This window comes from Pseudolactococcus chungangensis CAU 28 = DSM 22330 (assembly GCF_002441885.1).
Taxonomy (GTDB): Bacteria; Bacillota; Bacilli; order Lactobacillales; family Streptococcaceae; genus Pseudolactococcus; species Pseudolactococcus chungangensis.
In genome coordinates this window covers 1-10,830 of record NZ_JXJT01000037.1, presented here as the reverse complement: position 1 = coordinate 10,830, position 10,830 = coordinate 1, and the positions used below count along the sequence as shown (strand labels likewise).

10 protein-coding genes and 2 pseudogenes are annotated in these 10,830 nt (G+C 29.3%); 4 read left to right on the top strand and 8 right to left on the bottom strand.

Annotated elements, in window-relative coordinates:
* Nucleotides 1-114: 114 nt before the first annotated feature.
* The 4 genes and pseudogenes from RR45_RS11670 to RR45_RS10265 form a co-directional block, all read right to left on the bottom strand.
* Nucleotides 115-258 (bottom strand): annotated as a pseudogene (locus RR45_RS11670) (recombinase family protein); the annotation flags it as partial.
* 135 nt (nt 259-393) lie between these two features.
* Nucleotides 394-1,590: an ABC transporter permease gene (locus RR45_RS10275; protein WP_031366970.1), complete on the bottom strand. Its 1,197-nt coding sequence runs from the start codon at nt 1,588-1,590 to the stop codon at nt 394-396.
* Entirely contained in the window at nt 1,587-2,252 is a 666-nt protein-coding gene (locus RR45_RS10270; protein WP_031366969.1) for an ABC transporter ATP-binding protein, read from the bottom strand. The genes RR45_RS10275 and RR45_RS10270 overlap by 4 nt, the downstream gene beginning before the upstream one ends.
* Nucleotides 2,236-3,312 carry an efflux RND transporter periplasmic adaptor subunit gene (locus tag RR45_RS10265; protein WP_031366968.1) on the bottom strand — a complete coding sequence of 359 codons (1,077 nt, stop codon included), beginning with the start codon at nt 3,310-3,312 and terminating at the stop codon, nt 2,236-2,238. Before RR45_RS10265 ends, RR45_RS10270 begins: the two co-directional genes overlap by 17 nt.
* 186 nt (nt 3,313-3,498) lie before the next feature.
* Here RR45_RS10265 and RR45_RS10260 point away from each other — a divergent pair, with 186 nt between their 5' ends.
* Nucleotides 3,499-4,380, top strand: coding sequence for a helix-turn-helix domain-containing protein (locus RR45_RS10260; RefSeq protein ID WP_072353685.1), 882 nt, complete (start codon nt 3,499-3,501; stop codon nt 4,378-4,380).
* A 46-nt stretch (nt 4,381-4,426) separates the two neighbouring features.
* Here the strand turns inward: RR45_RS10260 and RR45_RS11665 are convergent, their stop codons facing one another.
* Both RR45_RS11665 and RR45_RS10250 read right to left on the bottom strand, forming a co-directional pair.
* Complete coding sequence (locus tag RR45_RS11665; protein ID WP_031366966.1) at nt 4,427-4,924, bottom strand: stage II sporulation protein M; 498 nt, start codon at nt 4,922-4,924, stop codon at nt 4,427-4,429.
* Between the two features lie 117 nt (nt 4,925-5,041).
* A complete protein-coding gene (locus tag RR45_RS10250) occupies nt 5,042-5,236 on the bottom strand; it encodes a hypothetical protein (protein ID WP_031366965.1) in 195 nt (64 codons plus the stop codon).
* A 182-nt stretch (nt 5,237-5,418) separates the two neighbouring features.
* On the opposite strand from RR45_RS10250, the gene RR45_RS10245 reads away from it, so the two are divergent.
* Both RR45_RS10245 and RR45_RS10235 read left to right on the top strand, forming a co-directional pair.
* The gene (locus RR45_RS10245) at nt 5,419-5,883 is read left to right on the top strand and encodes a hypothetical protein (RefSeq protein WP_031366964.1); all 465 of its coding nucleotides are present in this window, start codon (nt 5,419-5,421) and stop codon (nt 5,881-5,883) included.
* A 1,441-nt stretch (nt 5,884-7,324) separates the two neighbouring features.
* On the top strand, nt 7,325-7,963 hold the full coding sequence (locus RR45_RS10235) for an ATP-binding cassette domain-containing protein (RefSeq protein WP_031366962.1): 639 nt from the start codon (nt 7,325-7,327) through the stop codon (nt 7,961-7,963).
* A 364-nt stretch (nt 7,964-8,327) separates the two neighbouring features.
* On the opposite strand, the gene RR45_RS10230 is transcribed toward RR45_RS10235, so the two are convergent.
* Nucleotides 8,328-8,915 carry a recombinase family protein gene (locus tag RR45_RS10230; RefSeq protein ID WP_031366961.1) on the bottom strand — a complete coding sequence of 196 codons (588 nt, stop codon included), beginning with the start codon at nt 8,913-8,915 and terminating at the stop codon, nt 8,328-8,330.
* Nucleotides 8,916-9,588: 673 nt separating this feature from the next.
* Nucleotides 9,589-9,999 (bottom strand): hypothetical protein, encoded by a 411-nt coding sequence (locus RR45_RS10220; RefSeq protein WP_031366959.1) that lies wholly within the window; start codon nt 9,997-9,999, stop codon nt 9,589-9,591.
* Between the two features lie 491 nt (nt 10,000-10,490).
* Here RR45_RS10220 and pepG1 point away from each other — a divergent pair.
* A pseudogene (gene pepG1 / locus RR45_RS10215) lies at nt 10,491-10,635 on the top strand (type I toxin-antitoxin system toxin PepG1).
* Nucleotides 10,636-10,830: the final 195 nt, after the last annotated feature.

Sequence of the window (10,830 nt, the reverse complement as noted above, 5' to 3'; positions counted from 1 at the left end):
TAACTTGATACCTTTATTTTACATAGAAAAAGACAAACTGCAATTATTTTTGGAGTTTGTCTTCAGTCTGAGCACTTTCATGAGTGCTTTTTGTTTCCTATGAATATTATATTTTTACCTATATCTTTGAAACGTCCTGCGGTTGATACTTGTTTGCCGTTCAACATCTTTTTCAGTCGCTCCTTTGAGGTATACTTTATATGCAAGTTATAGTCAAGGATCATTTTCAGAAAATTTAGGCTTTCCACCTCTAAACTTATCTTATACTGATTTTTGGTGACACCGTTAGTTTGTTGAGTAGATTGCTGAGGTTGCAAGAAAGTTACTGTTAAATTAATATTTTTCAGAAGAAGAAATTAAAGAACTGCATATGAAAACGGAGATATACTTAAGTCATCTTAAAATTTCAACAAGGTCTTTTCTGGCTGCCATATTAGCGGGTGTTATTGAGAAAAGTAATCCAATGACTACTGTTATTGTTATCGTCAAGATGATTGTTAAAAAATCTGGAAAGACTTTGAATGGTAGAACAAGTGATATCGCAAGTGCGACTAGATAGCCTAAAATATATCCAATTAATCCTCCCGAAACTGTTAGCATTAGTCCTTCTGCTAGAAACTGAGTACGGATATCAACTCTTCTAGCACCAACACTACGACGTACACCTATTTCTTTTGTTCTTTCAGAAACTGATGTATACATCATGTTCATTACTCCAACTCCAGCTATAAAAAGTGAAATACCAGCGATGCTAGAAACAAAATAGGTTAATATTTTTAAGACTTTACCAATACCATCTGTCAACACAGTCATATCAAATGTTGTATACTGTCCAAAATTACGACTCGAACCAATATTTTCAAGTTTTTTGATAACCTTTTGGGAAATATTGCTTGGCTTGAAGTTATCAGCAACAGTTATTTTTATCTGGCTTGGATTATCCTGAGCGTTTTCATAATATTGATAAGTGCCTTTAGGTACTTTTATATCAGGGGTCATATCAAATACTTCAGATTTACCACCTTCATAAATACCAATAATTTGATAAAGTTTTCCTTTTAAATCAAGACCTGATCCCAAAACTTTGTTGATATCTTGATTAATATCTTTAGCTGTATCCTCAGTAATCAAAACTACTTTTTGATGGGTGTCCTCATCCAAATGTGTAATCTTACGCCCCAGTATAATAGGGTCTTTTTCAAGTTTTGAAAACCCTAAGCTCTTAGTTGTTTTTTTATTCCTAACAAATATATCAATATTTGAGATACTTTGATCTTGTTTAGCATATTCAACTTTTTCTACTCCCTCAACTTGTCTAACAAAATTTAAATCTTCATCTGAAAAAAAATGCATTTTATTATTTTGAAATTGTGATATATTTGTCGGTTCAAAGCTAATATCAACTCTTACATTTTTATCGTTTGAATCGGTTAAATTTTTAACTGTATATGCTTCAAAACCTCGTCCTAATGATAGTATTGTAATGACACTAGAAATTCCAATAATAATTCCAGTCATTGTAAGCAGACTACGTCTCGTATTTTGACGTAAGGATAGATATGCATTCTTCATTATTGCACGAATATTCATATTAGTACCTCACCATCAGAAACTTTAAATTCATGTGTGCAAAAAGTCATTAGACTGGGATCGTGAGTCACCAAAATAATGGTAACTCCTTTTTTATTTAATGACATAAATAGTTGCATAATTTCAAGAGATGTTTTGCTGTCAAGTGCACCAGTTGGTTCATCTGCAATAATAAATTTAGGATGGTTAACAATTGCACGGGCTATTGCAACACGTTGCCTTTGTCCACCAGATAATAATTTGACAGATTGGTTCGAAAAATTTTCTAATCCAACTTGTTTTAAACTTTCTGAAACTAATTTTGACTTAATAAGACTAGGAATACCTGAATATAATAATGGTAGTTCAACATTTTGAGCTACAGTCATTGTTTCAATTAGTCCAAAGTTTTGAAAGACAAACCCCACATACTCATTTCTGATTTTAGATAAGTCATCATCTGTGTATTCTCCAATTAGCTTATCTTCAAAATAATAGTCTCCAGAGAATTGTTTATCTAAGAAACCAATTAAATTTACCAAGGTCGATTTTCCAGAACCGCTTCGGCCCATTATACCTACAAAATCTCCTTCTGAAATAACTAGGGATACGTTTTTTAAAACGGCATTTTTTTCCCCAGCCACCTCATAAAACTTAGTGACATGATCAAGAGCGATTAACATAATTTGTCGCCTCCTTGATTAGTTTATCTCCCACTTTTACCCCAGATAGAATTTGTAGTCTCCCATCGGAATCTTTTGTCTGTACTTTAACCTTTTTAATAGTGTTGCCATCCTTAACATAAACACTTCCAGATTTGACTGCGGATTTAGGAATATATAAATTCGTATTGGGTAGATGAATTTGAACTGTATAACCATTTTGTAAACTGTCATCTAAATTTACTTTAAACTTGTATATGCTGAAAGATGATGTATCATTTGTTTTTTCTGGAACAGGAGATATATATGATATCTTTCCTGTTACTTTTCTTTTTAAGTCAACTGTTTCAATATTAACAGAATCGTTTATTTTCAATATATCATAGTCATATTCGGATACTTCTCCCTGAACAAATGTATCTTGGCTGACAATACTTAGTAACGGTGATGTTTCTGAATCTGTCCCCATCACAACAGTCCCTGCTGTTTTAGACGTCACTGACACTGTTTGATGTTCAATTTTGTTATTTAAAGAATTTTGAGCTTGATCTAATACTAGTTCAGCTGCTGTTACAGCACGCTGTGCTGTTTTCCATGCATCATTATTATTTTCGATTTGGTTAGTAATCTCTTGTTTTTCTACATTATCTTTTACTTTAGAAAGCTTTGAACGCAGGGCTACATCTTTATTCGTTATTTCCAGTAAATCTGATTTTGCATTAGATAAGTTGTTTTTAGAATTTTTTACTTCAAATTCTTGACTGGATAAGTCGTCAGAAGAACTCGTATAGGTTAATAATATATCTCCAATATTTACTTTTTGTCCATCAATTACATCAATTTTGGAGAGCTCACCAAGTGCAGTGTTTTTAGTATAGTCAGTCGTGGTATTTGCTGTAACAGTCCCTTTAAACAAGTAATCGGGTTCTTTTTGAATTGTATAAAATGAATACCCTTTGTTCTTGCTTGATGGATTTTTAAACATTAAAACAATGGAAAAAATAGTTGTAACTATAATGCCTAAAACGATAATGGATATTGATATAAAAATAAAAGGCTTTTTTTGTAATTTTTTTTTCATGTTAACTCTCAATCAAGATAATTTTAGTGCTTAAGGAATAATATGTAATTTAAAATTATAATATCAAATATATTTATTTGATATTATAATTTCTTGAAATACGAAATATAAGTAAGGGGCTGTCTTGTACTTAAAAATAAAAGTGTTATAATATTATACAATATGGGAGAGGAGTCAGAAGGTAATATGCAGAACAACTATTTTGACGAAGAAATAATACAGATTTATTCATGTTTTAAAGAACTCAGACAATCTAGGGGATACACACAAAAAGATGTCAGTGATGAAGTAGTATCTAAGGATATGATTTCCAAGTTTGAAAGAGGAGCTAATATGTTGACTGCAGATAAACTTTTTCATGCAATTACCAATATCAATATGACACCAAATGAATTTATGAGCACTTTGAATGGCTTTAAACCAAGTAAATTGCAGAAACTATATGACACACTTAACAATATACGATTTTCATATCCTAAAAGTGTTGTATCCGCAGAAGAGCTCATTGTCAATGACACAAAAAATAAATTTAATGTTTTATCAAATATTATGATAAAGAGTGTTATACAGGATGTAACTGGAGAAAATTATGTTTCCAGTGATGAAAAAACATTAGTCGGTAACTATCTAAATGGAATAGAAAACTGGACTACTTTTGAATTAAAGCTTCTTTATTATGTTTGTCCCATATTAGATATTGGGGATGTAAAGTGGTTTGGGGAAATACTTTTAGAGAGAAGATTTCACTGTTTTGTTGGCGAAAATAGATCGCTTACTATAAATGTTTTAATGAATTTATATGATACTGTGCTTGATTATCAGGATATAGAGTATGCAGATTTTTTTAGAAAAAACATTGAAACATTTGATATATCCGATAATTTAAATGCCATTGTTAATTTTAGAATTTTGAAAGATGTTCATGATTATATCGTATCCAGGACAAATGAAAATTTTCAAAATGCAATTTTATATTTAGATAGTATAGAAAAAATTGGACTGACTTCCATTATTAGTTATTGTAAAGAACGTTTAAAAAAATTAGCTCCACCAGAACCAGATATTTAAAATTGGGAACATAAGGTGCCTCCTTTCGTTTATTGTCATTTAAAATTTAGACAAATCCTTCAATAACCGCACTTACTACAAGTAATATAAAAGATATCTTCAGTTGATTAATTTCGTTATGGATATTTTTTAATAGAGGTTTATCATCACCCAATAACTTAACCAAGACTAGCTTTGATATGTTCAATGAAATATATAGTACAATTATTATAGCGATAGTTTCTGATAAAAAATGAGGATACTTCAAGAAAAAATAGAGTAGAAAAGGTTTCTCTGTTATAGCGGATATAGATGTTCCAAAAACATAGAATGTTATGAATGTCATGAATATCGGTCCGATATAGATTAATAATATGGACGAAACAATCATGAATATCGAAATAATAATATTGTGTAGTAGTATATTAAATAATTTTTCAAAATAATTTCCGTGCAATATTGAGGTAACTTGCGTTACCTTTTCTGTGAATATATTCAAGTATCCTAAAATGAAAGAAGTTATTGTGATAATGCAAGCTAAAAAAAGGTTGATTTTGTTTCTCATATAAATTCCTTCATAAAAACTACTATAAAAGAGAGAGATGTATTATCTCTAATATTTAAAATAACACATAGGTTTATGAATTTTTCATAGGCCTATGCGTTATTTGACGTGATTAACTTACCATGAAATGATTGTCCTTTTCCCTGCCCATTTAATCAGAGTTTTAAGTCCATTTTCAAGAAACCAAGCAGCACCGCCGGCTAGACCTGCATATAGTGATAACGCACTAGCAATTGTGAGACCACCAAAGATAGCATCAACAACACTTGCTGCAGTCCCTGCTCCCATACCAGTAGCAACTAAATCAAACATTTTATGTCCTCCTTTCCTGTTTTATATTTATAGTATAGACCATTTTTATATTTATAGTATAGACCATATATATTGAATTTTTAAAAAGTGGAATATATTCCACTTTTTAAAAAATAGAATTATACTTGATACAATATTTCTATCAATAACTATTATTAGTTAAGTGAAGTATAGGGGAGTAAATGTTTAAATCAAAAAAAATGCCAAAAATTATACTTTTGGCTTCTTGGATTATATACACAATTTTAAATTTCTTTTATGTACTTTTAAATAAAAAGAATTTATTTGAAGGACAAACTATAGATAATAAAGCAATCACAATCTCTATAGTGACTGCCACTCTATTTATATCATTAGCTTGGATTATATCTGTTTTAATAGTTCGTTTTTTTCTTAATCTAGTAGAAAAAGAAAAATCGAGCAATATTGACTTTAATTTTATGTTCAGTATAATGATATTTGTAAAATCACTATCTACTATATTGATAAAGAGCAAAAGCTATGGTATGGTTGCATATATTATTATTTGTTTAGCTTTATCTCTGATGACAATAATTATGTCAGTTAATAATAAATCAATATCTATCTCCAATAGGAAAGACCTCTTAAAAATAATAATTATAATCCTTGGCATTTTTTTAATCTAGAAAGCTTAAAATGTACTATTTTAGTTTACTAAAAATCTATTTATGCTCACTCCAAAGAGAATTTCAATACAAAATTTTCTCGTATTTGAATAAAGAATTCAATTATCTATCAAAAAGGATTGTACTATTTCTCTCAAAAATATCATCATATTTTTCTATCTTTTCGATACTTGGAACTATATTTCTGGTATTTTTATTACCTTTATCTATACAGTACATGACATTTATTTTGTACTATACCTATTTTTTGTTTTCTATATTTAAATATAAGAAGGAAAAAATCCTGAACAAGTATTTTTTAAGATGGGCTTATGAGACACATCTTCTACATCTTCTGATACCTCTATTCATTCTTTCTTTAATTCTATCGATGCACTCTTTTGGGTTATCTATCTTTTTAATTGTTATATCACCTATTATTATAAGGAATGGTATAAAACGTGTTTTAACTATTGCTTTCTACCTTAGTTCATTATTTTTATACTTATTTTTCCCAGTATTTAAAATAGAAAAAATAATCGTAATTTTATCTATTTATTTAAGCATCAAATTTATCGAGTATTTCGTATATGTAAAACATAGTACTTTGAAAATTACTTTATATAAACTAATTTTTAAAGATTCATACCAGTATTTAAATAGAAATAAAATATTGATATCAAACTTCATTATTTTATTTTTAAGGTTTATTTTAGATATGTTGAAGATCAACACTTCAGATATATTTTTTGTTCTTTGCACAGCTTCTATTACATTGTTTGTTATCCTTAAAAAGAGCAGTCAGTTAAATAATAGATTTTCTTTATTTATAACTGGTTATGATTTGTTAAATTCAAATATATCTAGTCGAATTTTTTATAAAGTACTATCTGATTTTGTCTTATACATCCCTGTCATATCTTCAATTTTCATTTTCCTGATTTTTAACTTTAATACTGAAGAATTTATATTATTTGCGTTATTTATTATAACCTTAGTATTATTCAATTTGCATTCAAATACTATTTTCAACTCCTTGAAAAAAATTCGTTCCATAGTAGAAAATAAGTCGTTGGAAGATTATACGAGTATAACGATAGCGGACAGTTTGTTATTTTTTATACTTATAGTTCTGTTTCAACTGTTTGTATATAAGATAAATAATCGCAATATGTTTTCACATTTTAAATATTCTTTGGCATTCTCGGAGTTTATAGTTGTGTTACTATATTGGGTTGTTTCATTCATATCTATTTCGATTAATATATTAAATTTTAAGCAAACTAGAAAGCGGTAAGTTATGACTATATACTTGAATATATTTATTTTGTTAATATCAATTCATATTGTTTTAAAAGAGTTAAGTAAAAAGGGATCTAAAAATTTTTTTGTTTTATTTTTAGCAATCTCTGCTTCAATTGCGTTATTAATATCTATTCTTATTCAGTTGGTAGGATGATCTATGATTAGGATAGAAATTAAAGAATTTGGATTCAAACAAAAGAAGATGTTTTTAGATATGGAGTTTGAATTAAAAAATAGAGTGTATGTATTAAGCGGTGTGAATGGTATAGGAAAAAGCACGTTGATTAACCTAATCACGGGTTTAGTAGATTCGGATATTAGAATTTATGTCAATGACAAAAAGATAGAACCATATTTCAATGACTATATTTTCAAAGTAAACGATTCTCTGAGTAATTTCAAGTATTTTACTCTTTCTGAATCCATAGAATATTTTTCACTTACACAAGGTCAGAAATTACCCAATATTGAAGACATAATCTATGAACTTAAGCTAAATGAATTCCTCAACTCTAAAATAACCATAGGTGACATGTCTAGAGGAACGGTTCAAAAATGTGAATACCTTATATCAAAGATAGTTTCAGCCTCCTGCTTATTAATAGACGAAGGACTAGAAAATATAGATGTAGAGACTCGAAGTTGTATAATGAGCGACATTTTACATAGATCCCAATTTGATGGAAAATGCTTTATTATTGCTACTCATGATACTTCTATTGAGAATAGAGCGACAAACTTCATTAAAATGAGTAGACTAGAGTCATCAAGTACAGTTAATATAGAACTAAAATAAAGTATAGGTAGAGGAACTAAAGTTCAAAAGTAAAATGTTAATTGAATAAAAAGCACTCGAGGACAAGTGCTTTTTAATTTCTATGAATATTAAATTTATGCTTACACCAGAACAAATCAAAAAGGGGAAACAACTATCTGAAATAACAGGAATGAGTTTTTCTGAATTAGTTGGGTATTTAATTGAAAATACAGAGTGATTATCAGTAGCTGCCTAAGTAACTACAACTACACTTGTAACTACAACTACACTTGCAATATCAAGTGTGATTTATTATCAAGCCATCAATTGTATTGTGTTTGCTTATAAAGATTAATTTGTGAAGAAAAATAGTACTCAAAAAAGCCCTTAAACAAAGGCTTTTTTATTTTCTATGAATATTAAACTTGTTTCTGTATCTTTGAAAAGTCCTGCGATTGATACCAGTCTGTCTTTCAACATCTTTTTCAGTTGATCCATCAAGATAGAGTTTAAATGCTAACTGTAATCGAGGGTCATTTTCGCTAAACTTTGGTTTACCACCTTTAAATTTACCTTTTTCTTTAGCAAGGGCAATACCCTGCGCTTGTCTTTCTTTAATTCTTTTGCGTTCAGACTCAGCCTGATATTTATAAAGCTCAATGACAAGGTTATTGATCAATCGTCTTAGGTTATCATCTTCAATGCCGTTCATAGACGGTAAATTTTGTACTTCTAAGGTAGCTCCCTTTTGCTGAATTTGGTTCATGATTTCAGTCAGGTCTTTATTGTTTCTTCCAAGTCGGTCAAGTTCAGCAACCACTACAATATCGCCCTCACGGATATACTCTAGCATAGACTGTAATTGCGGACGTTCGGTAGTAGCTCCGCTTAGTTTGTCTGAAAATACCTTAGAAACACCCTCTAGTGCTTGTAATTGTCTATCAAGATTCTGTTCTTTACTCGATACACGAGCATATCCTATTTTAGCCATATTTAACCTTTTCTGTTGCGCAAGTCTGTTGTCTATCCATATAACCATTATATCATAGACAACAAAAAAAGACATCAAAGTGTACTTATATGTCTCTTTATATCTTCTTATAGAAAGGTATTAAAAATGAAAATAAAGAACAAACCAAGAATTGAGAAAGATCCAATGTTTGAAAATTTTATAAATATTTTAATAGACAGTAGGTGGACTAATCTCAAATATTAAGACATAGAATGAACTATATTTTTGACACCGTATAGCCGATAGAGTGCACTCTTTTGTCTATAGTGATGATCTCAGAAAACATACATTTACAAGATATTAAAAAATTTCAAAATTTGAAGCCGTTTATCCAAATAATACTAATATCTTAAATAAATTCGATAACAAATATACTCAATCTAAATTATTATAAAGGAGACTTAAGTATTGTCATATTCAAAATTTGCTTTAATCCAAAGCTTGATAGGGTTGAAAAAAATAAGACTGAGAAGATTAAAGGTTTGGCAAGCAATCTATATGCTAGTTATTAATGTGTCTACATATGGCGCTTGTAAGGGGGAGAAAACCTCCACCCTTAGCCCCCTCAGTTTGCAGGATAGAAACAAAAGTGGCTAGCATAACGCTAGACACTTTGCTTCAATATTGGTCGTTTTTTACCTTTACAAATAAATTATAAGGTTGATATTATTTTATTTTCTAAAAATTCCATAATGAAGTAGGAAATTCCTAGGATTGTAACAAGCCAATATCCAACTCCATAAAAATTAAATAAAGCGTTTTTCTCAATAATGATTGAAGGAGAAATTTGAATTACAGATGCCCAAACAAAACTTGACAACATAATTGAAATTCCGACATCTCTATAATTCCTTTTAATAAATTTAGTATAAAGATATATCAATATAGAAATCGAAAGGAGAATAATCACTTGTGGTTCGTTGTCAGTAAAAGGAGACGATAAAAATGTTTGAAATATGTTATAAGATATAAATTTAAAACCACTTTCAGTACTTGGATATTTAATATATGGTAAAAAGAGAGAACCAGCAAATAAAATTAGAATAAAATTTGATTTTTTCATATTATTTCCTATCCAAACGACCATGCCGTATTGTTCAGCGTGACACTCCAGTTAATTGATTCTAATTTTTCCATGACAATCTCCTATTAGTGTAACCTATACAATATGAAAGCGATTTCATATTTATTATATCCCTTTTAATTGGTCTTGTCAATGTTAATATATAGTAAAAATAATATTGAAGGGTTCTGTTGCAAAGAGAGCTTTAAAAATGAAGTTGCTGCTCTTGCCAAAGATAATCAACTTAAATTATCTAGCTACATCAAATATTTGCTAACGCAGGAACTGAAGAAAGCAAAAAAATAAAAGCCATTCAGCAAGGAAGCTGTTTGGCTTTTATTTTGGGAGTTATTTATGAAAAAATATTTTAGGAATGACTTTATTATAATATGGTCAGCTTAAATCAAAATTAACTGGTGGGAAAATTTATGATACAATATAATTTGTAGAAAAGTTAAGACGGTGGCTATCTTTGAGAGGTGGTGATGCTTATGCAAGTACTCACAAAATCTATAGAGAGGAGATGCCTGTTTGTCCGCATATGAGACAATTCAAGTGATATTTAGTTTTGGTATGTTTACCATTGCTTTGATTGCTTTAGTTGTTAAAGTGCTGAAAAATGACAAAAAAAAATAACCGTCCTTTAACTTTAGCAGGTTAAACGGTTATTTTTAACTAAAAATTTGCTACCGTCTTAAACGGTTCTATAGAGAACGTGTTAGCGCACGTTCTTTTTTATACCCTTATTATAGCAATATAAGTAAGAATAATCAATTATTCTATATTTGTATCGTTTAGAGTGATTAAAGACTTTTGTAGTTACTTTTTTCT

Bases quoted from the DNA above. Each gene is read 5' to 3' on its own strand.
- RR45_RS10235 (WP_031366962.1), top strand. From the start codon at position 7,325: ATGATTAGGATAGAAATTAAAGAATTTGGATTCAAACAAAAGAAGATG.
- RR45_RS11665 (WP_031366966.1), bottom strand. From the start codon at position 4,924: ATGAGAAACAAAATCAACCTTTTTTTAGCTTGCATTATCACAATAACT.
- RR45_RS10245 (WP_031366964.1), top strand. From the start codon at position 5,419: ATGTTTAAATCAAAAAAAATGCCAAAAATTATACTTTTGGCTTCTTGG.
- RR45_RS10260 (WP_072353685.1), top strand. From the start codon at position 3,499: ATGCAGAACAACTATTTTGACGAAGAAATAATACAGATTTATTCATGT.
- RR45_RS10270 (WP_031366969.1), bottom strand. From the start codon at position 2,252: ATGTTAATCGCTCTTGATCATGTCACTAAGTTTTATGAGGTGGCTGGG.
- RR45_RS10220 (WP_031366959.1), bottom strand. From the start codon at position 9,999: ATGAAAAAATCAAATTTTATTCTAATTTTATTTGCTGGTTCTCTCTTT.
- RR45_RS10230 (WP_031366961.1), bottom strand. From the start codon at position 8,915: ATGGCTAAAATAGGATATGCTCGTGTATCGAGTAAAGAACAGAATCTT.
- RR45_RS10250 (WP_031366965.1), bottom strand. From the start codon at position 5,236: ATGTTTGATTTAGTTGCTACTGGTATGGGAGCAGGGACTGCAGCAAGT.
- RR45_RS10265 (WP_031366968.1), bottom strand. From the start codon at position 3,312: ATGAAAAAAAAATTACAAAAAAAGCCTTTTATTTTTATATCAATATCC.
- RR45_RS10275 (WP_031366970.1), bottom strand. From the start codon at position 1,590: ATGAATATTCGTGCAATAATGAAGAATGCATATCTATCCTTACGTCAA.